The sequence below is a fragment of the Microbacterium testaceum genome (assembly GCF_020781835.1).
GTDB lineage: Bacteria > Actinomycetota > Actinomycetes > Actinomycetales > Microbacteriaceae > Microbacterium > Microbacterium testaceum_H.
On sequence record NZ_JAJGNJ010000003.1, the window covers coordinates 1 to 22,094 of the forward strand.

Consider the following 22,094-nt stretch of genomic DNA (forward strand, 5'->3'; position numbering starts at 1 on the left):
GATCGCACCGAACTGGAAGTTCTGGTAGCAGCCACCGTTCTTCGTGCCACACGTATACGGACCCGTCGGAGCACCCAAAGCCCCGTCCGCGCCGGAGATCGCGTTCCAGCGACGCCCGATATCACCGGTCACCGGGAACGCACCCGCTGAGGTCCACCCAATGGCTCCCCCCTGGAACGCCTGCGACGCCCGCCCATCCGCATTCACCGGAGCTGCCGTCGGATACCCCAGCGGCCCGCCCTCGAATCCCGAGTCCCGCCAAGCCCCACGGATCGACCCATACGTCTCCCACGCCCCCGTCGACGGCGACCAACTGATCGCGCCGAGCTGGAAGTTCTGGTAGCAGCCACCATCCTTGGTGCCGCACGTCGGCGCCCCGATCGGATAGCCGAGCACACCACCCTCGAAACCGATCCGCGACCAGCGCGCACGAATATCCCCGTAGGTCTCCCACGCCCCCGTCGTCGGCGACCAACTGATCGCACCGAACTGGAAGTTCTGGTAGCAGCCACCGTTCTTCGTGCCACACGTATACGGACCCGTCGGAGCACCCAGCGGGTTGGCACGACCGCCGAGTTCCGTCCACCTGGCGAGGATCGCTCCCCCGATGGGCTGAGACGTCGACCCGAACCAGTCCGTGAAGTAATTGAAGAAGTTCCGGTTCCCATATGCCGAACAGGAATCCCCCTCGCCGTATCCCGCGCGCAGGGCGGCGGCATTGGGCTGGTAGGGCGTGTAGTAGTAGAGGTCGGCGGTCGCCTGATTAGCGATATAGACCGGCGACGAACCGCACGAAACGTTGGGGTTGAAGCGGACATTCCACGTCTGGCCGGGCGCATACCACGTGAAGTACTTGCTCGTCCCCGGCGGGTTGGCATACCGCTTCAGCTGCCACGCTGCGCCGTAGACCTGGTTGAAGAATCCGTAGTACCGGGTGTCGCATGCGGCGGTGTCCGGGCATCCCTGGCCCATGGCGATCCTGTACCGCCAGTCGCTCGGCCACGTGTGGTTCACCAGACCCTGCTCCTTCTGGAGCGTGACGAGAATGACCTGCGGATTGATACCGCAGGCCTGAGCGACCTTGAAGATGATCCGGGAGGCGCGCTCCCGCATCCCGCCCGAATACGCGCCGCACATGGCGTCCGCCGAGGTCGTGCGGGACGTGTCGTACCAATCCTTCAGACAGGTGTACCCGGCCCGACAGGTCGGAACCTTCGCCTCGAGGAAGCTCTGAATTTGAGCCTCCGTCATCGTGCCACTGTTGAAAAATGCCTGATCGGTGATGATCTGGGACGGATTGAAACCGGACGGAGCCGCCGCAACGGCGGCAACCGTCGACACCGACTGCGGCGTCGCAGCCTGCGCCGCCGATACGGACGTCAGAGAACCGATCGCCGTGACCAGGACGGCGACCGCCGCGAAGAATGTGGTCAGCGTGATTCGGCGCCCCGATTGCAGCATTGGCCCAGTGTGACGGATGAGGCTTATGTGAATCAAATGTTTGATCGATCGCGCAACCTACGCGCCCCGTCGACCTGGCCGTGATCGCGCGCTACAACTCCGCGTGCAGCGCCCACACGCGCTCGGCGCACGCCTCCCAGGCGAACCCCTTCGCGCGGTCGCCGGCGAGCACGCGCAGTCGCTCGGCGTCCTCACCGAGGGCACGAGCCACGGCTCCGCCGAGCTGCTCCTCCCCCGCGTACAGCGCGGCGTCGGCGAGCACCTCGCGGTGGACGGCGGTGTCGGCCGCGACGATCGGCACACCCACGGCGAGAGCGTCGACGGCGCGCCACGGCCAGTCCGTGCGTGTGCCGGCGGCGACGTAGACGACAGCGTGCGAGAGCACGGCCGCGCGGTCCCACTGGTCGAGCGACCCTCGTGCATGAACGCGGGACTCGGGGATGCCGGCCGCCGACGCGAGGTCGACGACGGCGGGTTCGTCTCCCTCGGGGACGTCCAGCACGACCACGTCGCCGCCCCACTCGGCGGCCGAGACTCCCGCGAAGGCGGCGGCGAGCCCGTCGGAGGCGGCGACACCGCCCGCGAGAGCGATGAACGACGACGGCAGATCGAGCGCGCGCAGTCGGCCCACGGCATCCGAGGGCACACGGAACCCGGCCACAGGGGCTCCGCCGATGACGCGCACCTTCGCGACGAGCTTCGCCTTGGCCACCCCCGCCAGACGCTCCGCCATCGCGTGTGAGGGAACGACGACGGCATCGGCGTGCTTGCCGGTCCGCGACAGCAGCGCACGCGCGGCGAGGACCTCTGCCTTGGGCAGCTCGTCCGGCGTCTCCCACGCTCGCAGGTCCCACAGCGTCACGACGATCTGGTGCGTCTCGTTGACGCGGTCGTGTCGCACGAGGGGGGCGAGGGGTGTCGGCGAGTGGATCAGCCCGCGACCGATGCCGGGAGCCACGCCGAGTTGCCAGGATGCCGCGAGCTCGCGTCTCCGCATCGACAGACGCGTCTCGCCCGACAGTCCCGTGATCGCCCCGTCGTCGGGGAGCCCCGGCGAGGGGGTGATCGCCGCGACGTCGCAGCCGCGCGGCGCGGTGTCCACGAGGGCTTGTGCGAGGGAGGCCGAGGCCTCGGCGAGATCACGGGATGTGGGCGTGACGAGCTGGTCGAGGACGACGCGAAGAGTGACGGTCACGGGGCGGGTGCCTCCGTCTCGGTGGGCGGGTGGAGCGTGTCGCGCACCATCTGTTGAATCTGGGCGTAGTCGGGATCGAACTCGTCGACTCCGCCTTCGGGGGTCAGTTCGATCGTACTCACGGGCTGGTCCTTCGCCTTCAGGGCGAGGTCCACGAGGGTGGGGGCGATGAGGCCCTGCGGCAGATCGGTCTTCACGATGGCCGTGCCGGCGGCGGCGACCTCCTGGAAGCGCGTGAGCACGGTCTGCGGGGTGGCCTGCGCGAGGATCGCCTCCTGCAGCTGACGCTGACGCCGCATCCGGTCGAAGTCGCTCGTGGTGTAACGCGAGCGGGCATACCACTGCGCGGTGTCGCCGTCCATGTGCTGCGGGCCGGGCTCGATCCACCCGAACGCCCAGTCGTCGACCGGCTGGCCGTCGTAGGCCGGGCCGCCCTTGGGCAGACGCTCGTCGACGGTGATGTCGACGCCGCCGAGCGCATCGACGACGTCGGCGAAGCCCTTCATGTCGATGAGGACGTAGTACGGGATCTGGATGCCGAGGATGCCCTCCGCGGCATCCTTGGTGGCTTCGATACCCGGCTCGGAGCCGTTGGCGACAGCGTCGGGATAGAGGGCGTTGCCGTCCTGGCAGACCTCGACCTCGGTGCGGAGTTGGTTCACTCCGCTGCCCCACCCGCAGGTCTCGTCGAACTTGCCCGTGTGCCCGTTGGGGTACTCGTCCTGCATGGGGCCGGGGGCGAAAGGGAAGTGCGGCATGTCACGGGGGATGCCGGTGATGGTCACCGCTCCCGATGCCGCATTGACCGAGATCACCGAGATCGAGTCGAAGCGCATGGAGTCGCGCCCCTCGCCGGAATCGGCACCGAGCAACAGGATGTTGTAGTACCCGTCCGACGGGGGGACCACCGGCGCGGACTGCGCGAAGATCGACGAGAAGGCATCGCGAGTCGCGCCCGCCGTCTGCGCGGCCCACGCCGCACCGGAGCCGGAGAGCACCAGCAGCAGGATCGACACCGACGCGATGGCGAACCGCGCGAGGGGGCCGGTACGAACCAATCGGACGAGCCGCAACGTGTCGATCGTGAGCACGATCCACAGCACGACGTATCCCACGATCACGATCTGCACGACGGTGAGGGGCACCCAGCGGAACCACGACAGGAAATCGGGGATGAACGAGCCGGTGGCCAGCGCGAACAGCCCGCTCGGCCATAGCAGCGCACCCAAGGCCGTCAGCACCAGGGCCGTCCAGAGGAACAGGGTGGCGCCGAGACCGAACCTGCCCAGTCGGCGGCTCCCCGCCAGCACCTGCGCTGACCCGGGGATGAGGAAGTTCAGGGTCACGAGCCACCACCCGCGGCGGGTCATGACCTCGCGCGACGAGGTGTCCGGGTTGCGCATCGGACGCGACTCCACGAGCGGCTCGCGGGGGCGCGCCCGCGGCGGAGCGGCCACGCTCACAGCGAATCCTTCAAGCGGCGGTTCTTCTCCTCCACCTGCGCCTCGAGGTCGGCGGCATAGGACTCGACGCGGTCGCCCAGCTCGGTGTCCGCGGCACCGAGGAGGCGGGCCGCGAGCAGACCGGCGTTCTTCGCACCGTTGATCGACACGGTCGCCACCGGGATACCGGCCGGCATCTGCACGATGCTCAGCAGCGAGTCGAGCCCGTCGAGGGTCGCCAGCTGCACCGGCACACCGATCACCGGGAGCGCCGTGACCGAGGCGAGCATGCCGGGCAGGTGAGCGGCACCGCCCGCACCGGCGATGATCGCCCGCAGGCCCCGGGCGCGGGCCTCCCGGCCGTAGCGGATGAGCTTGTCGGGCGTGCGATGCGCCGAGACGACTTCGACCTCGTGCGGGATGCCGAACTCGGTGAGCACCTGGGACGCGTCGCTCATCACGCGCCAGTCGGAGTCGGAGCCCATGACGACGCCGACCACGGGCGTCTCGGAAGAATGCAGCGGTCGGGTCACCGATCCAGGCTAGGGCGGCTCGCTGGAAGATCCCGGAACGGCGCGCTCAGTCGAAGAAGGCCGCCGCGGCCCGGGCCTCGTAGACCACGTCGTCCAGGTCGTCGCCGGCGACGTTGACGTGACCGACCTTGCGCCCCGGTCGCGGATCCTTGCCGTAGGTGTGGATCTTCGCGGTCGGGTGCGCCGCCATCGCCGGCGCGAACCGATCGGTCAGACCGCCCTCGGCCGGCCCGCCCAGGATGTTGATCATCACTGTCCACGGGGCGACCGCATCCGAGGATCCGAGGGGGAGGTCCAGCACCGCGCGCAGGTGCTGTTCGAACTGGCTCGTGACCGCGCCGTCCTGCGTCCAGTGCCCGCTGTTGTGCGGCCGCATGGCGAGCTCGTTGATGAGGATGCGCTCGTCGGAGGTCTCGAACAACTCCACCGCGAGCATGCCGGTCACCCCGAGCCCCTCGGCGACGGCGATCCCGATCTCGGCGGCGGCGCGCTGCATCCGCTCCCCCGCCCGGGGCGCCGGGGCGATCACCTCGGCGCACACGCCGTCGCGCTGCGTCGTGGCCACGAGCGGGTAGGTGCGCACCTCACCGGAGGGGCGACGCGCGACCTGCTGTGCCAGTTCGCGCGTGAAGTCGACGAGTTCCTCGACCAGCAGCGCACCGCCGTTGGCGTCCTCGGCGAGCGCCGCGAGCCAGTCCTCGGCCTCGGTCGCGGCCGATACGACACGCACGCCCTTGCCGTCGTAGCCGCCGCGCGGGGTCTTCACGACCGCTCGACCACCGTGCGCGTCGAGGAAGTCCTGCAGGCCCGCGGCATCGGAGACGGACGCCCAGTCGGGCTGCGGCATCCCGAGTTCGGCCATGCGCGCGCGCATCACGAGCTTGTCCTGGGCCACGAACAGCGGCGCGGGGCCGGGGTGCACGGCGACACCGGCCTCCACGAGGACCGACAGCACGTCCTGCGGCACATGCTCGTGGTCGAAGGTGAGCACGTCGACGTCCTGAGCGAAGCGCAGAACGGTATCGGCATGGCGGTAGTCGCCGACGGCCGTCGCCGCCAGCGCCGCCGACATGCCCTCGGTCTCGGCGAGGACGCGGATCTCGATCCCGAGCTCCTCGGCGGGCGCGATCATCATCCGCGCCAGCTGTCCGCCACCGACCACTCCGACTCGCAGCGCCATGCCGCTCCTTCCGTCCCGTCCATTGTGGACGACGGCTCCGGGGCCCGCGAGCCCAGAGGGCTCACCGAACACGAAGAAGGAAACCCCGGCACCCGGCTCCGCCCGGAACCGCGCGTGCGCGACCGGGAGCACGGATCTCCTTCGTCGTGTCTGCCGAGGGGACGGGCCGCCCGGAGGCACGGCGGAGGGGCCGGATGCCGGCCGACCGGAAGCAGCGGCAGGTCCGATGAGGCGTGAGGGACCGCTCAGTCGACGGGGCCGGACGCCTGCGCCTGCGAATCGCGGTGGGCGAGGATCTGGTTCACCTCGACCTGATCCACGAGAGTCTCGTGCACCAGCACGGCATGCGGCACGTTCTTCAACCGCATCGGCGGCTCGACGCCGTTCGAGAGCGTGAGCGTCCCCGCGCCCCACAAGCGCTGCAGGATGCCGCGACGCATCTGGATCGCGTACCCGCGGACGTGCGAGATCTCGCGGCTGCTCGAACCGAAGAAGCCGGAGCGTTCGATCACGCGCCGCGTCGTGATGGTCCAGGACCGCGACAGCCACACGAGATAGGGGATGAGTACGAGCAGCAGCACCACGGCCCCCGCCGCGCTCAGCAGCATCCAGTTCTCGAACGGGGCCGGAACGTTGTCGTAGAAATAGGCCGTCGCGCCCGACACCGCGATCAGCACGAGCGCGGACCACGAGAGCCGCCGCGCGTGGCCGCGCAGTCGCGCGATGCGGCGTTCGGGCATCGCCGAACCCGGGGCCGGCGTGCGCGGGCGGCCTCCGTAGATGGTCGGCTGGGTCACGTTCTCATTCTGCGGGGCCGCGGGCTCCACCGTCGCCCGCACACGCGGAACGACCGCGGGTCAGCGCACGTGGACGACGTCGCCCGCCGACACCACGGTCTGAATCGTGCCCGATCCCACCACGAGGCGTCCCTCCTCATCGAGCCGTTCGGCGCGGCCCTGCACGGTGGTGCCGTCGGGGAGCGACACGGACACCTCGCGCCCGACCGTGGCGCACAGCTTCTCGATGTCGCGGTGCACGTGCGCGATGTCGCCCTCCGACAGATGCGAGAGGAAGCCGGCCAGCGCCTCGAGGTAATCGGCGAGCAGCCGGTCCTCGTCGACCTCGAGCCCGATCGCGGCGAACGACGTCGCGGTCGACACGGGAAGATCGGCGCGGGTCATGCGTGTGTTGATGCCCGACCCGACGACGACCGTGTCGAGCGTGCCGGGAACGGCCTCGGCCAGGATGCCGCAGATCTTCGCACCGTCCACGAGCACGTCGTTCGGCCACTTCAGCTCGGCCTTCGAGCCGTGCCCGCTCAGACGGGCGTTCACGGCGCGCGTCATCGCGGCACCGGCAGCGAGAGGGATCCAGCCACGTGCCGCCATCGGTATGCGGCCGGCGTCCACGACGACGGACACGGCCAGGGCGGTTCCGGCCGGCGCGGTCCACGTCCGGTCCAGTCGTCCGCGCCCCGCGCGTTGGTCGTCCGTGATCAGCAACGACAGGTGGGGCCAGCCCGCGGGATCGGACGTGACGGCCGCGACGACGTCGGCGTTGGTGGAGTCGGTCGTCTCGACGACCTGGACGCGGGGACTGAGTGCGGCGGTGAGCGGGTATCCGGCAGCGGGGATCGGCATGTGCACACCCTAGGCAACACGCGGGGAGATCGGCATCCGCTTGCCTTCCGCGCGCGCACCGCCTCCGCGGCGCGGATGGATGGATGCCACAGCCTGTGGCCGAGGTGCTTGTGCGCACCCTCCAACATCGGCGCGGAACCGGTCGCTAGGGTGGAAAGCGTGACCGACCAGCCCGATCTCTCCACGACCGCCGGCAAGATCGCCGACCTGCGCACGAGGTTCCAGGAGGCGGTCGTCGACGCCGAGACCGCCGCGCGCACCAAGCAGCACGCCAAAGGCAAACTGACCGCCCGCGAGCGGATCGAGATGCTCGTCGATCCCGGCTCGTTCGTCGAGCTCGACGAATACGTGCGGCACCGCACGTCGGCGTTCGGCATGGACAAGTCGCGCCCCTACGGCGATTCGGTCGTCACCGGCACCGGCACGATCCACGGGCGCACGGTCGCCGTCTACGCACAGGACTTCTCCACGTTCGGCGGTTCGCTCGGTGAGGTCGCCGGCGACAAGATCATCAAGGTCATGGAGCTCGCCCTCCGCAGCGGCATCCCGATCATCGGCATGCTCGACTCCGGCGGCGCGCGCATCCAGGAGGGCGTGGTCGCGCTCGGCAAGTACGGCGAGATCTTCCGACTCAACACCGCCGCCTCCGGCGTCATCCCCCAGATCTCGATCATCATGGGGCCCGCCGCCGGCGGCGCCGTCTACTCCCCCGCCCTGACGGACTTCGTCATCATGGTCGACAAGACCAGCCAGATGTTCGTCACCGGCCCCGACGTCATCAAGACCGTCACCGGGGAGGACGTCGGGATGGAGGAGCTCGGCGGCGCACACACCCACAACACCCGTTCGGGCGTCGCCCACTACCTCGCCGACGACGAGGACGACGCGCTCGACTACGCGCGCACCCTGATCGGCTTCCTCCCGGACAACAACCTCGCCGAGCTCCCCCTCTACGAGACCCCGTTCGAGTTCGAGACGACGGATGCCGATCGCGCGCTGAACACCGTCATCCCCGATTCCCCGAACCAGCCCTACGACATCCACACCGTCATCGAGGGCATCGTCGACGGAGCCGACTTCCTCGAAGTCCAGCCGCTGTTCGCGCCGAACATCGTCATCGGCTTCGGTCGCATCGAGGGACGAACCGTCGGCATCATCGCCAACCAGCCCTCGCAGATGGCGGGGACGCTCAACATCGACGCCGGCGAGAAGGCGAGCCGCTTCGTGCGCTTCTGCGACGCGTTCTCCGTGCCGATCGTGACGCTCGTCGACGTCCCCGGGTACCTCCCGGGCACCGACCAGGAGTGGACGGGTGTCATCCGTCGCGGCGCGAAGCTGTTGTACGCGTACGCCGAGGCGACCGTGCCGCTGGTCACCGTGATCCTTCGCAAGGCCTACGGGGGCGCATACATCGTCATGGGCTCGAAGCAGTTGGGCGCCGACATCAACCTCGCCTGGCCCACCGCCGAGATCGCCGTCATGGGCGGCCAGGGCGCGGTCAACATCCTGTACCGCGGCGAGATCAAGCGTGCCGAGGAGGCCGGCGAGGACGTCGCGGCCGTGCGGACGCGACTGGCGAACGAGTACACCTACAACGTGGCATCCCCGTTCCTGGCCGCGGAGCGCGGCGAGCTGGACGGCATCATCGAGCCGGCGCAGACGCGCGTGTCGATCGCGAAGGCGCTCCGGGCCCTGCGCAACAAGCGCGCGAGCCTGCCGGCGAAGAAGCACGGGAACATCCCGCTGTGACCGGCGCCGACACCGTCGACCCGTCAGAGACGATCGCCCGCGTCGTCCGCGGGACGCCGACGCCCGAAGAGCTCGCCGCGGCCATCGTGGTCGTGGGCGAGGCGTACGCCCGCGAGACGGCGGATGCCACGGCCCCGGAGGCCACCATCCGATCACGCTGGGAGCTCTCGGCACGCGGGCTGCGCGCGCCGCTGAACCGCGATGCGGGCTGGCGCGGCGTCACCGGCTGACTGTCCCCCGAAATACCTACAGACGCCGAGGAATCGCTCACGGATACTGGAGGAGCTGGAACGCATCACGCGTTCGGTCGGTCCGCTCCATCGAGCCGGTTCTGACCACGCGGACGGTTTTCGGGTAGCCGTTCGCATGGGTGAGGGGCAGGCGTCATCGCCGCCCCTCACCGCTTATCTTTCGCACTCTTCCCCGGATGCTGATACCCGAACACGGCCCCCGCCGGCGTTCACGCCGCGGGGGTCTTCCGGTTGCTCACCGAGGGCGACGGATCTCGCGCCAGAGGTCGACATCGTCCTCGTCCGCCCCGGCGCCCACGGTCGCCGTGCGACCGACGACCGTCACGGCCACCTCGTGGTGGGGCGAGGTGCGGATGATGAGCCGCTCGGACGCGGCGCCGGCCACGATGCCCGCCAGCTCGGCGCGGATGCTCTGCAGGGCGGATGCCGGGAGACCGTCGAGTCCACCCTCGTCGAACAGCATGACGATCGTGCCGCGGCGGCGCGCGGCGTCGATCTGGGCGCGCACGCCGTCGTCCAGAAGACGCGGACTGCGCAGTTCGTCGCGGAGGCTCTGCTCCGCCAGGCGCGCGGCGCTCTTCTCGCTCGGCCGCAGATTACCCCCGGTCTCGATCGTGCGACCGAGCACGGGCCCGGCGACGTGCAGCGCCCGCTGCACGTGCAGACGACGCTCGCGCTGACGACCGCTCTGCGAGGCCTGCCAGGCCGACGCCGCCTGCTGGAGCTCGGAGAGCTGTTCCGCGTCGCGGGCGACGCGATCGAGGGCGATCGTGATGAGCTGCGCGGCGGCGACCCAGACGAGCGACCCGACGAGTCCGAGACTCAGCGCCGAGAGAGGACCGAGCCAGACCGCGGTGGAGACGGCGAGGAGGCCCGTCCCGGTCCACGCCACGGCCGGGCGCCGACGGACCATCACGACGGTCATGAGCGCTCCGATGCCGCCGATCACCCAGGTGACGAACGGCTGGGAGCGACCGGCCTCGCTGACCGCGGCGAAGGCCGCGTTCGGGACGACCGCCGCCGCCATCAGCGCGAGGCCGACGGCCCAGCGCGGCGGTGTCAGCCGCATGCCCTCGCGCGCCTCGTCGGTCCCCGCGGAGCGTCGCCGCGTGGGCAGGAGGATCCAGAGCCAGGTGATGGGGAGATAGAGCACGAGAGCGGCGATGAGCAGCCACCCGCGCTCCACGGTGTCCGGGAGCGTCCACAGCAGACTGCGCGCGGACAGATACGCGGTGAAGGCCAGCGCGATGCCCGAGAGGATCGAGCGGACGGTCACCAGCGGTCCCCGCTCTCCCACTCGAGGGTCACCGTCGTCCCGGCCGGCGAGGAATCCACGGTGGAGCGCCCCCCGACAGCGGTCACGCGGGCGATGATCGACCCCCGGATGCCGAGCCGGTCGGCCGGGATCGCGTCGACGTCGAAGCCGCGACCCGCGTCGCGCACGCGGATGGTGACGCCCCCGGGTTCGGCGGAACCGATGACCTCGACCGTCAGCGCGCGCGCCTCGGCGTGCTGCACGGCATTGGCGACCGCCTGCATCGCCGCGAGCACGAGGGCGCGCGCGACGCGGCCCGGGACGCGGGGCGTCCCCTCCTGCACGCGCCGCGTGACGGCGAGGGTGACACCGAAGTCACGGGCGGACGTTTCGATGTCGTCGGCCAGCGCGCCGGCATCCATCGGCTCGTCGCTGCCCTCCAGGGCGTCCTTCTCGGCGTTGGCGAGCCTGGTGAGCGCCTCGCGTGCCATGCTCACCGCGAGGGTGCGTTCGCGTGGGGTGCCCGCCCGTTCCGCTGCCAGCAACGCGCCCAGGACGCTGTCGTGCATGAGAGCGGCCACCGCGATGCGCTCGTGCTCGGTCGCGGCCGTCGCCGCCGCCGACGCGTAGCTGGCGACCGCGCGCGCCCGCGTCTCGTCGACGTTGGCCGCGATCGATCGATACATCCACGTCAGGGTGACCAGGACGCTGCCCAGCAGCAGCGCGAACGAGACGTCGAGCGCCACCGGGAGCAGGAATTCGGGCTGGCCGCCCGCCTGCAGGAGCCGCACCACCCCGAACAGCAGCGGCGCACTGACCGTCCACGCGACCTGCAACGCCAGAGGGAACGCCACGACCGTGGCGACGGTCGCGACGTTGATGAGGTAGAAGATCCACGGGTTCTGGGTCGGCGAGGGCGCCGGGCCACCGGTCGTGGCGACCGGCCACAGGGCGAGGGCGACCATGAACAGCACGGCGAACAGGCCCGAGAACAGGCGCGCGAAGCGGCCGACCGCACAGGCGACGACCATTGCCACGAGAGGCACGAACACTCCGACCACCAGCGGCAGATGCCAACCGTCGGCCTCGTCGGTCGGGCCGAATGCGGCGACGAAGGCCTGGACCCCCAGGACGAGGCAGGCTGGGCCCACCAGGAGGGTGATGACGCGTTCGATGCGCTTCTGAGTGAAGGAGCCGGGGTCGTCGCTGGTCTCCCGCGTGTGGGGGATGCGCCCCCACGCCTCATCGAGGACGGACCGGTCGATGTCAGGCATCACGGGGGGTCTCGGGCGTCTCGTGAAGGATGCCGTCCTCCATCGCCCGTCGCAGCAGATCGACCTTGGTCGGGGCGGGGCGGCCCACCTCGACGTACTTCACGCGCACGCGTGTGATGTTCTCCTTGGCCGTGGAGTAGGCGACGCCGAGGCGTTCCGCGACGGCCTTCAGCGGAAGGCCCGCCGCGTACAGCCGCAGAACCTCGCGCTCGCGCGCCGACAGTTGCGCGTCGGCGAACTCGCGGTCGCCCTCGACCGCGCTGGCCCACTCGACGTTGTCCAGCAGCTCGCCTCGGGCGACGGTGCCGATCGCCGCGAGGACCTCGTGCGTGGGAGAGGACTTGCTCACGATGCCGGCCGCGCCGGCGGCGAGCGCCTCGCGCACCGCGGCCGGACGGTCGGCGACGCTGTGGATGATGACGCTGGACCCGTCGCGCACCACACGGTCGACGTTCTCGGACACCGTCGTACCGTCACCGAGGGTGAGATCGAGCACCACGACGTCGGCCGGAGCCTCGCCCGCGGCTCGACGCCAATCGAGGTACGCGGCGACGTTCGCGCCCGAGGACACCACCTGGAAGGACTCGGTCTGGGCCAACGCCGCCTCGAGACCGAGTCGGACCGATTCGTGGTCATCGATGAGGGCGACGCGCGTCATCCCCTCATCGTATCCGCGCACGCCCCGCGCGACGGGGAGTGCACAGCCCCCGATCGGCTGGTCATCGCCGCAGCGAGACGACGGCCTCGACGTGGTGGGAGTTCGGGAAGAGGTCCAGGCCGTGCACGCCTCCTTCCGCGCGGTATCCCTGAGCGGCGAACGTGGCGAGATCCCGCGCCAACGCCACGGGATCGCACGCCACGTAGACGACCGCGCGAGGAGCCAGCGCCGCGATCCCCTCGACGACCTCCCGCCCCGCCCCCGCACGCGGCGGATCCAGGACCACGACGCCCCGGGAGAGACGCTCGCGCTCGCGCTCGGAGGCGTCGGCCACGAGCCGGCCCACGTAGCGGTCGACGCGGGCGGTCTCGGCGCGCGCGCCGACCCACTCGGCCAGGTTCTCCCCCGCGTGCTCGGTCGCCCGCGCGTCGCTCTCGACGCTGACGACCCGCGCGGCCGTGCCGCCGAGGCCGGCCAGCGTCGCGGCGAACAGGCCCACCCCGCCGTAGAGGTCCAGGTGCGTGGCATCCGGATCCAGCTCTCCCGCCGTGGCGCGCACCCGCTCGGCGACGGCCTGCGTAAGCGCGGAGGCCGCCAGCCGGTGCACCTGCCAGAAACCGCCGACATCGACCCGGAAGACCCGCTCGCCCACGCGCTCCTCGACGACCTCGGCAGTCCCGGTGGTGCGCGCGCCGTCGGGACGGGGCAGTACGCGGACGCGTCCATCGGCGGGCTGCACGAGATCGATGCGACCCGGCGCGGCCCCTCGCAGCTCGCCGGCGGCGCGCCCGAGCGCGGCCGTGGCCAACGGCAGGTCGGGGGTTTCGATGACCCGGTGCGAGCGCGGGGCGAACGGTCCGACGCGTCCGGCCTTGTCGACGTGCAGACTCACGCGGGTGCGCCAGCCCGTGCCGTCGGCGGTCTCATCGGCACCGGCGGGAGCGACCGCGACGGGCAGCTCGAGACGCCCGACCCGCTCGAGGGACTCCCGGATGACGCGCTCCTTCAGCGCCCGCTGGTGATCGAGGGCGATGTGTCCGAACTCGGCACCGCCCGCACGATCGTCGGGGGCGCGGTCGATGGATGCCGAGGCCCACACGTGCCGCTGGCGTTCGGGAGCGGCATCCAGCACCTCGACGGCCTCGGCGCGCCAGAACGCCTTCTTCTTCGTGTCGGTGAGCCGCACCCGCACCCGCTCTCCCGGCAGGGTGTCGGGCACGAAGACCACGCGCCCTTCGTGGCGCCCCACGAAGATGCCGCCGTGGGCGACGCCGGTGATGTCGAGATCGATGAGGTCGCCGTTGTGCATCCTCCGAGCCTGTCACACGACGGCGCCCGGCGACCGGCGTCGTCGGTAGCGTGAGGGCATGCGCGTATGCCTGGCATCCACCTCCCCCGCTCGTCTCATGCTGCTGCGGCAGGCCGGCATCGAGCCTGAGGCCCGCGCGCCGCAGGTCGACGAAGAGGCGGTGATCGCGGAGGTCGAAGCGTCCGAGGGGCGCACACTCCCGGCTCCCGAGCATGTCCTGCTGCTCGCGCGGCGGAAGGCTGCCGACGTCGCAGATCGCCTGAGGGAGGAAGAGCCCGGGTTCGACGGCTTCGTCATCGGCGGCGACTCCATGTTCGCCCTCGGCGACGACATCCTCGGCAAGCCCTACACGCCCGCGGCGGCGACCGCGCGGTGGCACGACATGCGCGGGCGGACGGGCGTGCTGCACTCCGGGCACAGCGTGTTCCGACTCGCCCCCGGATACCGGCCGCGCGAGGCGTTCGCCGTGGCGGAGGCGTCGGTGAGCTTCGCGGCCGACATCGACGACGACGAGATCGCCGCCTACGTCGACAGCGGCGAGCCGCTGCACGTCGCCGGCGCGTTCACCGTTGACAGCCTCGGCGGCGCCTTCATCGAGCGCATCGAGGGAGACCCGTCGACCGTGGTCGGGATGTCGCTGTCGACGGTGCGACGGCTGGTGCGCGAACTCGGGGGCTCCTGGCCGGCCCTGTGGAACCGTTCGTAGACTCCCCCACACGTTTTCCGGCGTTTCTTGTGGAGGTGGGTCAAAAGACGCACACGCCCCCTCGCTAGGCTGGGAGGATGCCGAAGATCGCCAAGGTTCTCGTCGCCAACCGCGGCGAGATCGCCGTCCGTGTCATCCGCGCCGCACGCGATTCGGGCAAGGCCTCCGTCGCCGTCTACGCCGACCAGGACCGGGATGCCCTGCACACCCGCCTCGCCGACGAGGCCTACGCTCTCGACGGCGCCACCAGCGCCGACACCTACCTCTCGATCGAGAAGATCCTCTCGGTCGCCCGCCGCTCCGGCGCCGACGCCGTCCACCCCGGGTACGGCTTCCTCGCCGAGAACGCCGACTTCGCCCGCGCCGTGATCGACGCGGGACTGATCTGGATCGGTCCCTCGCCTGAGGCGATCGAGGCCCTGGGCGACAAGGTCACCGCCCGTCACGTCGCCGAGAAGGTCGGCGCCCCGCTCGCGCCCGGCACCCCCGGTCCGGTGGCCGGCGCCGAGGAGGTCATCGCGTTCGCCGAGCAGGTGGGCCTGCCGATCGCCATCAAGGCCGCGTACGGCGGGGGCGGGCGAGGCCTGAAGGTGGCCCGCGAGCTCGACGAGGTCGCCGAGATGTTCGAGTCCGCCACGCGTGAGGCCGTCGCCGCGTTCGGCCGCGGCGAGTGCTTCGTCGAGAAGTACCTCGACAAGCCGCGCCACGTCGAGACCCAGTGCCTGGCGGATGCCGCGGGCACTGTCGTCGTCGTCTCCACCCGCGACTGCTCCCTTCAGCGCCGCCACCAGAAGCTGGTCGAAGAGGCACCGGCGCCGTTCCTCACCGACGAGCAGAATGCCGTGCTGTACGCGGCATCCAAGGCAATCCTCCGCGAGGTCGGCTACGTCGGGGCCGGCACGTGCGAGTTCCTCATCGGCGCCGACGGCACGATCTCGTTCCTCGAGGTCAACACGCGCCTGCAGGTGGAGCACCCGGTCTCCGAGGAGGTCACCGGTCTCGACCTCGTGCGCGAGCAGTTCCGCATCGCCGAGGGCGAAGAGCTGGGATACGACGACCCGGCCCCGTCGGGGCACTCGTTCGAGTTCCGCATCAACGGCGAGGACCCGGGCCGCAACTTCCTGCCGCAGCCCGGTCCGATCCACGTCTTCAAGACGTTCGGCGGTCCCGGTCTCCGCCTGGACTCGGGTGTGACCGCGGGCGACAGCGTCTCCGGCGCGTTCGACTCGCTCCTGGCGAAGATCATCGTCACCGGCCGCGACCGTGCCGAGGCCCTGGAGCGCGCCCGCCGCGCCCTGGACGAGTTCGAGGTCGCGGGCCTCCCCACCGTCCTGCCGTTCCACCGCAAGGTCGTCCGCGACCCGGCCTTCACCGCCGAGGACGGCTCGTTCGGCGTGTACACGCGCTGGATCGAGACGGAGTTCGTCAACGACATCCCCGCGTGGGACGGCGAGCTCGAGGCCCCCGGCGAGGCGCCGGGCCGCCACACGGTCGTGGTCGAAGTCGGCGGCAAGCGTCTGGAAGTCAGCCTCCCCGACCGCATCGCCGCGCCCGCCGCGAAGCCCGGCCGCCCGGCCGTGGCCCCGCCGTCGCGCCGCTCCCACGCGGCGTCGCCGGCCGCCGGCTCCACCGGCGACGCGGTGAAGTCTCCGATGCAGGCCACCGTCGTGAAAGTCGCGGTCGAAGAGGGTCAGCAGGTCGTCAAGGGCGACCTCGTCGTCGTGCTCGAGGCCATGAAGATGGAGCAGCCCATCCAGGCACATAAGGACGGCACGATCGCCGGCATCGACGCGAACCCCGGCACCACCGTGTCGGCGGGTCACCAGCTGCTGCTCATCAGCTGAGGCATCCGCCCTCTTCCGGCGCCGCGTCCCTCCGGGGGCGCGGCGCCGTCGCGTTGCGCGGTCGCGCTGCTCCGTCGCGTTGCGTGGCGCCGTGGGGTGGCGCCGTCACGTTCGCGGTCGCGTTGCGCGGTCGCGTAGCGCGGTCGCGTAGCGCGGTCGCGTAGCGCGGTCGCGTAGCGCGGTCGCGTTGCGTGGGGCGTACTGCGGGCTCGGGCGAGCGGGAACGGTTCCCTTCCCGCGCATAAACGCGATTCGCGCCCATAAACGCGCGGTCACCACGTTTATGGGCGCTGGGAGCGTTTATGCGTGGCCCGAAGCCGGACCCGCACGCCGGGGCGCGCGGGGCGCGCGACGCACGCCGGGGCGCGCTCAGTCCTCGCCGGGATCATCGCGGTCGACGATGTGCATCGCGCGCGCGGCGTCGGTGATGCTGGAGGTGAGCGACGGGTACACGGCGAAGACGCGGGCGACCTGGTCGACGGTCAACCGGCGCTCGACCGCGATCGCGATCGGGTAGATCAGCTCGGAGGCGCGCGGGGCGACGATGACACCGCCCATGACCGTGCCGCTCCCCTGCCGCGCGATGATCTTCACGAAGCCGTCGGTGATGCCCTGCATCTTCGCGCGCGGGTTCGCCGACAGCGGCAGCTTCTTCACCACGCCCGCGATCCTGCCGTCGACGACGTCCTGCTCACTGAATCCCACCGTGGCGATCTCGGGGGCGGTGAAGATGTTCGCCGTGATGCGGCGCGTCTCGAGCGGGATCACGATGTCGCCGAGCGCGTGGAACACGGCCTGACGTCCCTGCATGGATGCCACCGAGGCCAGGGGGAAGAAGTTCGTGCAGTCGCCCGCGGCGTAGATGTTCGGCACCGAGGTGCGGGCGACGCGGTTGACGCGGATGTGACCCGACGGCGTCATCTGGACGCCCGCCTGCTCCAAGCCGATCCCGGCGGTGTTCGGGATGGATCCCACGGCCATGAGGCAGTGGCTGCCCTCGATCGTGCGCCCGTCGCCGAGGGTCACCGTCACGCCGTCGCCGGTGTTGACCACCGACTCCGCGCGCGCCTTCGACAGCAGCGTCATGCCGCCGCGCTCGAAGACGCGCTCCAGCACCGCAGCGGCATCCTGATCCTCACCGGGCAGCACCTGGTCGCGGCTGGAGACGAGCGTCACCTTCGCGCCGAGGTTCATGTAGGCCGAGGCGAACTCGGCGCCGGTGACACCCGAGCCGACGACGATGAGGTGCTGCGGGACGGACTTCATGTTGTACAGCTGCGTCCAGGTGAGGATGCGCTCACCGTCCGGGCGGGCCGAGGGCAGCTCACGCGGCGACGCACCGACGGACACGACCAGGGTCTCCGCCTCGATGCGGTCGAAGTCGGTGCCGCCCGCCTCGGTCGAGACGACCACGGCGCCGGAACCGTCGAGGCGCCCGTGGCCGGAGATGATGCGCACGCCGGCCTCGAGCAACGAGGAGCGCATGTCGTCGGACTGCTGACGGGCGAGCGAGAGCAGGCGCTGGTTCACGGCGGCGAGGTTGATGGCGACCTCGGGGGTCAGCGGCTTGCCCCGGTCATCCTTCGCGAACAACTGCACACCGAGCTCGCTGGCGTTGCGGATCGCCACGGCGGCGTCGGCGGTCGCGATGAGCGTCTTGGAGGGCACGACGTCGGTGATGACCGCCGACCCGCCCACCCCCGCCCGCTCGACGAGGGTCACGTCGGCGCCCAGCTGGGCGGCCGACAGCGCCGCTTCGTAGCCGCCGGGGCCACCGCCGACGATCGCGACGGACTGCTTGCGCTCGAAGCTCTGCACCATGGCATCCATTCTCCCCCAGTGCGACGCGCGGCTCGCTCGCCTGGCCCCGGATGCCGCGGCTTTCTAGAGTGGGTCCATGGCACACAGCACACTTCACCCGCTCGACGACCCGGCGGCCGACCCGTTCGAGATCGCCGCGGCGGCGGCCGCCGACATCGCACGCCTCTCCGGCGTCGAGCGTCACGACATCGCGGTCACCCTCGGCAGCGGCTGGGGCCGCGCCGCCGAAATCATCGGCGAGGAGACCGCGTCGTTCCCCGCGACCGAGGTCGTCGGCTTCTCCAAGCCCGCCCTCGAGGGGCACGTCGGAACGCTGCGCAGCGTCCGGACCCCCGGGGGGAAGAACGTCCTCGTCATCGGCGCTCGAACCCACTACTACGAGGGTCACGGCGTCCGTCGGGTCGTCCACAGCGTCCGCACCGCCGCGGCCACCGGCGCGACCACGATGATCCTCACCAATGGCGCGGGCGGTATCCGCGAGACGTGGAAGCCCGGCCAGCCCGTCCTCATCAGCGATCACATCAACCTGACTGCCGACTCCCCACTCGAGGGTGCGACCTTCATCGACCTCACCGACCTGTACTCGCAGCGCCTGCGCGACCTCGCGCGGTCGATCGATCCCACGCTCGACGAGGGCGTCTACACGCAGTTCCGCGGTCCGCACTACGAGACCCCGGCCGAGGTGCAGATGGCCAAGACCATCGGCGGCCACATCGTGGGCATGTCCACCGCGCTCGAGGCGATCGCCGCGCGACAGGCCGGCATGGAGATCCTCGGCTTCTCCCTCATCACGAACCTGGCCGCCGGCATCCAGAAGACGCCCCTCAGCCACGAAGAGGTCCTCGAGGCCGGACGCGAGGCCGAGCCGGTGATCTCCGCGCTGCTGGCCCGTGTGATCGGGGCACTGTGAGCGCCTTCGTCGCGGCGGCCCGCGCGTGGCTCGCCCAGGACCCGGATGCCACGACCCGCGAGGAGTTGACCTCTCTGCTTTCTCGCGTGGAGGAGGGGGATGCCGAGGCGGCCGCTGACCTCGAGGACCGTTTCGCCACGCGCCTCGCCTTCGGCACCGCGGGGCTCCGCGGCACCCTCGGCGCGGGCTCGAACCGCATGAACCGCGTGCTCGTCGCGCAGGCCGCGGCGGGCTTCGCCGCGTATCTGCGGGAGAAGCAGCCCGACGCGACCCCGACCGTCGTGGTCGGATACGACGGACGCCGCAACTCCGACGTCTTCGCGCGGGACTCGGTGGAGATCTTCGCCGGGGCCGGGCTGCGCGCGATCCTCCTCCCGCGCATGCTGCCCACGCCCGTGCTCGCGTTCGCGGTGCGGCACCTTCGTGCCGACGCGGGCGTCATGGTCACCGCCAGCCACAACCCACCGGACGACAACGGCTACAAGGTGTACCTCGGCGGTGCCGACGACGGCGCGCAGATCGTCTCGCCCGCCGACGCCGAGATCGCCGCGCACATCCAGCGCGTGGCCGACGCGGGCGATGTCACGGTGCTGCCCCGCTCGGTCGGGTACGAGAACGCCCCCGAGTCGCTCGTCGAGGCCTACATCACCGCGACCGCCGCCGTCGCCCCGGCACCCGCCGGGGCCGAGGGGCTCCGCTGGGTCTACACCGCGATGCACGGCGTCGGGTGGGAGACGGTCGCACGCGTGCTCACCGAGGCCGGGTACCCCGAGCCCGTGGTCGTGGAGGCGCAGATCCACCCGGACGGGCGCTTCCCGACGGTGGCGTTCCCCAACCCGGAGGAGCCCGGCGCCATGGACCTGTCGTTCGAGACGGCCCGCGCCGTCGACGCCGAACTGGTCATCGCGAACGACCCGGATGCCGACCGCCTCGCCGTCGCGATCCCGGATGCCGAGACCGACGGCGGCTGGCGCCGCCTGACCGGCAACGAGATCGGGCTGCTGCTGGGGTGGCGCGCGGCGCGCGCGGCGGCCTCGACGGGCGGAGCGCTCGCCTGCTCCCTCGTGTCGTCCCCCGGGCTGCAGGTCGTCGCCGAGCACTACGGTCTGGACTTCCATGCGACCCTCACGGGCTTCAAGTGGATCTCGCGCGCCCCCGGGATCGTCTTCGGCTTCGAGGAGGCGCTGGGCTACCTCGTGAACCCCGAGACCGTGCGCGACAAGGACGGCATCTCCGCCGCCGTCGCGTTCCTCGACCTCGCCACCGCCGCTCGCGCGGAGGGCCGTACGGTCGCCGACCTGCTGCAGGAGTTCCGCGACACGTTCGGCGCGTTCGCGAGCGACCAGATCTCGGTGCGCGTCACCGACCTCAGCGAGATCGCCGGGATCATGGCATCCCTCCGTGCCCAGCCGCCCTCCGCGGTGGGCGAGGTCGCCGTCGAGCGCATCGACGATCTGCTGCTCGGCGTCGACGGTCTTCCCCCCGGCGACGTGCTGCGCATCTGGCTGGAGGACGGTTCGCGTCTCATCGTGCGTCCGAGCGGCACCGAGCCGAAGCTCAAGCTGTACCTCGACGTGCGCGGCTCGTCGGCCAAGAAGGCGCGCCGACGCCTCGACGCGCTGCGCTCCGGCGCCGAGGCGCTGCTGGTGTCGCTGCGCTGACGCGCGGCTGCTCCGGCGGCCCGGCGGGGTCGACGGCCCGGCGATTGGGGCACATTTCGTGCACTGGGGCGGTCGTTGTACGCCCCGGTGCGCGAATGCAGCCCCGGTGTCGGAGGGCGCACGGTTCGTCCCCCGGGCGGTGGGTGGGGATGCCATCCACAAAGCGGCGGAAATGGCGCCCGGGCCGCGGGCGTCCCGGGCACAGTGGGGCGATGAACAGCGCTGCCGTCGCCCTGATTCGGCGTTCGCAACTCGCGGACCACGGGTGGCACTCCCGCCGTATCCGGCTCGAGGTGGAGAAGGGATACCTTCGCGCCATCCGCCCGGGTGTCTACGCCCGCGGTGCGGACGTCGATGGACTCCGGCCCGAGCAGAAGATCGTCGTGCGCGCGAGGGCACTCGCGCTCGTCAGCGCACACCGTCCGACCTTCTGCGGCGTCACGGCCGCGGCAATCCAGGGCCTTCCGTGCCTGCGCGATGACGGTCTGCTGCACGTGCTCGCCCCGGACTCCCGGCCGGGCGGTGCACGGGGCGTCGTCCGTCATCGGGACCTCGCACGCGACCCGCACCACGTGGAGCTCGACGGCCTCCGATGCACTCCCCTCGCCCGAACGGTCGCCGACGTCGCCCGCATGGAGTCGCGCGATGCGGCGGTGACCGTCATGGATGCCGCCCTCCGCGAGCGCGCCTTCACCCCGCCGGGCGGCTATGACGTCGAGGAGGCGGAGCGGTTCCGCGAGGAAGCGATGAGCTGGACGCGATTCGCCACCCGCGGACGCCGTGCGGCGGAACGAGCGCTGACACTCGGGGACGGGCGGGCGCAGCTCCCCGGCGAGAGCGTGAGCCGATTGCGGCTGCGGGAACTGGGATTCGCCCCTCCCTCCCTCCAGGTTCCGGTCGCCGGTCCGCGAGGCAACACGTACTGGATCGACTTCGGGCTCGACGATGTCGGAGCGTGGGGCGAGTTCGACGGGATGCTGAAGTACCGGGGTCTCGCGACCGACGCGGGGAGAAGTCCGCAGAGCGTCGTCGAGGACGAGAAGCGCCGGGAGGATTGGATCCGCGGCACCACGCAGCGGCGATTCGCGCGGTGGGGCTGGGAGCATCTCACTGACGCGGCGACGCTGGGCCGTCGCCTCTCCGCCTTCGGCATCACTCCCGTCTGAGTTGCCGCCGCATGCCTGCCGCCGGGGCACCACGCATCC

At 71.1% G+C, this 22,094-nt stretch carries 19 protein-coding genes; 7 read left to right on the forward strand and 12 right to left on the reverse strand.

Annotated features, from left to right (window positions below):
* The 7 genes from LL239_RS04875 to LL239_RS04905 all read right to left on the reverse strand — a co-directional run.
* Window positions 1-1,461, reverse strand: a 1,461-nt coding sequence (locus tag LL239_RS04875; RefSeq protein WP_374197612.1) for an LGFP repeat-containing protein, incomplete at its 3' end; no start/stop codon positions are given.
* 91 nt (window positions 1,462-1,552) lie between these two features.
* On the reverse strand, window positions 1,553-2,656 hold the full coding sequence (locus LL239_RS04880) for a glycosyl transferase (protein WP_228162336.1): 1,104 nt from the start codon (window positions 2,654-2,656) through the stop codon (window positions 1,553-1,555).
* Window positions 2,653-4,119 carry an LCP family glycopolymer transferase gene (locus LL239_RS04885; protein ID WP_228162337.1) on the reverse strand — a complete coding sequence of 489 codons (1,467 nt, stop codon included), beginning with the start codon at window positions 4,117-4,119 and terminating at the stop codon, window positions 2,653-2,655. Before LL239_RS04885 ends, LL239_RS04880 begins: the two co-directional genes overlap by 4 nt.
* Window positions 4,116-4,583: a 5-(carboxyamino)imidazole ribonucleotide mutase gene (gene purE, locus LL239_RS04890; RefSeq protein WP_228162752.1), complete on the reverse strand. Its 468-nt coding sequence runs from the start codon at window positions 4,581-4,583 to the stop codon at window positions 4,116-4,118. The genes LL239_RS04885 and purE overlap by 4 nt, the downstream gene beginning before the upstream one ends.
* A 94-nt stretch (window positions 4,584-4,677) precedes the next feature.
* Entirely contained in the window at window positions 4,678-5,811 is a 1,134-nt protein-coding gene (locus tag LL239_RS04895; protein ID WP_228162338.1) for a 5-(carboxyamino)imidazole ribonucleotide synthase, read from the reverse strand.
* A gap of 245 nt (window positions 5,812-6,056) precedes the next feature.
* Window positions 6,057-6,608 carry a PH domain-containing protein gene (locus tag LL239_RS04900; protein WP_228162339.1) on the reverse strand — a complete coding sequence of 184 codons (552 nt, stop codon included), beginning with the start codon at window positions 6,606-6,608 and terminating at the stop codon, window positions 6,057-6,059.
* A gap of 60 nt (window positions 6,609-6,668) precedes the next feature.
* Window positions 6,669-7,451 (reverse strand): biotin--[acetyl-CoA-carboxylase] ligase, encoded by a 783-nt coding sequence (locus tag LL239_RS04905; RefSeq protein ID WP_228162340.1) that lies wholly within the window; start codon window positions 7,449-7,451, stop codon window positions 6,669-6,671.
* A 159-nt stretch (window positions 7,452-7,610) separates the two neighbouring features.
* Here LL239_RS04905 and LL239_RS04910 point away from each other — a divergent pair, with 159 nt between their 5' ends.
* Both LL239_RS04910 and LL239_RS04915 read left to right on the forward strand, forming a co-directional pair.
* On the forward strand, window positions 7,611-9,200 hold the full coding sequence (locus LL239_RS04910; protein WP_374197613.1) for an acyl-CoA carboxylase subunit beta: 1,590 nt from the start codon (window positions 7,611-7,613) through the stop codon (window positions 9,198-9,200).
* Window positions 9,197-9,430 (forward strand): acyl-CoA carboxylase subunit epsilon, encoded by a 234-nt coding sequence (locus tag LL239_RS04915; RefSeq protein WP_228162342.1) that lies wholly within the window; start codon window positions 9,197-9,199, stop codon window positions 9,428-9,430. The genes LL239_RS04910 and LL239_RS04915 overlap by 4 nt, the downstream gene beginning before the upstream one ends.
* Window positions 9,431-9,686: 256 nt before the next feature.
* Here the strand turns inward: LL239_RS04915 and LL239_RS04920 are convergent, their stop codons facing one another.
* The 4 genes from LL239_RS04920 to LL239_RS04935 all read right to left on the reverse strand — a co-directional run bounded on the left by LL239_RS04920 (window position 9,687) and on the right by LL239_RS04935 (window position 13,947).
* A complete protein-coding gene (locus LL239_RS04920) occupies window positions 9,687-10,727 on the reverse strand; it encodes a hypothetical protein (protein ID WP_228162343.1) in 1,041 nt (346 codons plus the stop codon).
* A complete protein-coding gene (locus LL239_RS04925) occupies window positions 10,724-11,980 on the reverse strand; it encodes a sensor histidine kinase (RefSeq protein ID WP_228162344.1) in 1,257 nt (418 codons plus the stop codon). The genes LL239_RS04920 and LL239_RS04925 overlap by 4 nt, the downstream gene beginning before the upstream one ends.
* On the reverse strand, window positions 11,973-12,638 hold the full coding sequence (locus LL239_RS04930) for a response regulator transcription factor (protein ID WP_228162345.1): 666 nt from the start codon (window positions 12,636-12,638) through the stop codon (window positions 11,973-11,975). The genes LL239_RS04925 and LL239_RS04930 overlap by 8 nt, the downstream gene beginning before the upstream one ends.
* 61 nt (window positions 12,639-12,699) lie before the next feature.
* A complete protein-coding gene (locus LL239_RS04935; RefSeq protein ID WP_228162346.1) occupies window positions 12,700-13,947 on the reverse strand; it encodes a class I SAM-dependent RNA methyltransferase in 1,248 nt (415 codons plus the stop codon).
* A gap of 58 nt (window positions 13,948-14,005) precedes the next feature.
* Between LL239_RS04935 and LL239_RS04940 the strand changes: the two genes are divergently transcribed.
* Both LL239_RS04940 and LL239_RS04945 read left to right on the forward strand, forming a co-directional pair.
* On the forward strand, window positions 14,006-14,653 hold the full coding sequence (locus LL239_RS04940; RefSeq protein ID WP_228162347.1) for a Maf family protein: 648 nt from the start codon (window positions 14,006-14,008) through the stop codon (window positions 14,651-14,653).
* Window positions 14,654-14,730: 77 nt separating this feature from the next.
* The gene (locus LL239_RS04945) at window positions 14,731-16,497 is read left to right on the forward strand and encodes an acetyl/propionyl/methylcrotonyl-CoA carboxylase subunit alpha (RefSeq protein ID WP_228162348.1); all 1,767 of its coding nucleotides are present in this window, start codon (window positions 14,731-14,733) and stop codon (window positions 16,495-16,497) included.
* A 369-nt stretch (window positions 16,498-16,866) separates the two neighbouring features.
* Here LL239_RS04945 and LL239_RS04950 read toward each other — a convergent pair whose 3' ends face one another.
* Entirely contained in the window at window positions 16,867-18,327 is a 1,461-nt protein-coding gene (locus LL239_RS04950) for an NAD(P)H-quinone dehydrogenase (RefSeq protein ID WP_228162349.1), read from the reverse strand.
* Between the two features lie 67 nt (window positions 18,328-18,394).
* Between LL239_RS04950 and LL239_RS04955 the strand changes: the two genes are divergently transcribed.
* From LL239_RS04955 to LL239_RS04965, 3 genes are all read left to right on the forward strand, one after another.
* Window positions 18,395-19,228: a purine-nucleoside phosphorylase gene (locus LL239_RS04955; protein ID WP_228162350.1), complete on the forward strand. Its 834-nt coding sequence runs from the start codon at window positions 18,395-18,397 to the stop codon at window positions 19,226-19,228.
* Window positions 19,225-20,889 carry a phospho-sugar mutase gene (locus tag LL239_RS04960; protein ID WP_228162351.1) on the forward strand — a complete coding sequence of 555 codons (1,665 nt, stop codon included), beginning with the start codon at window positions 19,225-19,227 and terminating at the stop codon, window positions 20,887-20,889. The genes LL239_RS04955 and LL239_RS04960 overlap by 4 nt, the downstream gene beginning before the upstream one ends.
* Window positions 20,890-21,101: 212 nt before the next feature.
* Entirely contained in the window at window positions 21,102-22,055 is a 954-nt protein-coding gene (locus LL239_RS04965) for a type IV toxin-antitoxin system AbiEi family antitoxin domain-containing protein (RefSeq protein ID WP_228162352.1), read from the forward strand.
* Window positions 22,056-22,094 lie beyond the last annotated feature (39 nt).

Bases quoted from the DNA above. Each gene is read 5' to 3' on its own strand.
- purE (WP_228162752.1), bottom strand. From the start codon at position 4,583: ATGGGCTCCGACTCCGACTGGCGCGTGATGAGCGACGCGTCCCAGGTG.
- LL239_RS04895 (WP_228162338.1), bottom strand. From the start codon at position 5,811: ATGGCGCTGCGAGTCGGAGTGGTCGGTGGCGGACAGCTGGCGCGGATG.
- LL239_RS04905 (WP_228162340.1), bottom strand. From the start codon at position 7,451: ATGCCGATCCCCGCTGCCGGATACCCGCTCACCGCCGCACTCAGTCCC.
- LL239_RS04925 (WP_228162344.1), bottom strand. From the start codon at position 11,980: ATGCCTGACATCGACCGGTCCGTCCTCGATGAGGCGTGGGGGCGCATC.
- LL239_RS04930 (WP_228162345.1), bottom strand. From the start codon at position 12,638: ATGACGCGCGTCGCCCTCATCGATGACCACGAATCGGTCCGACTCGGT.
- LL239_RS04935 (WP_228162346.1), bottom strand. From the start codon at position 13,947: ATGCACAACGGCGACCTCATCGATCTCGACATCACCGGCGTCGCCCAC.
- LL239_RS04940 (WP_228162347.1), top strand. From the start codon at position 14,006: ATGCGCGTATGCCTGGCATCCACCTCCCCCGCTCGTCTCATGCTGCTG.
- LL239_RS04945 (WP_228162348.1), top strand. From the start codon at position 14,731: ATGCCGAAGATCGCCAAGGTTCTCGTCGCCAACCGCGGCGAGATCGCC.
- LL239_RS04950 (WP_228162349.1), bottom strand. From the start codon at position 18,327: ATGGATGCCATGGTGCAGAGCTTCGAGCGCAAGCAGTCCGTCGCGATC.
- LL239_RS04955 (WP_228162350.1), top strand. From the start codon at position 18,395: ATGGCACACAGCACACTTCACCCGCTCGACGACCCGGCGGCCGACCCG.
- LL239_RS04965 (WP_228162352.1), top strand. From the start codon at position 21,102: ATGAACAGCGCTGCCGTCGCCCTGATTCGGCGTTCGCAACTCGCGGAC.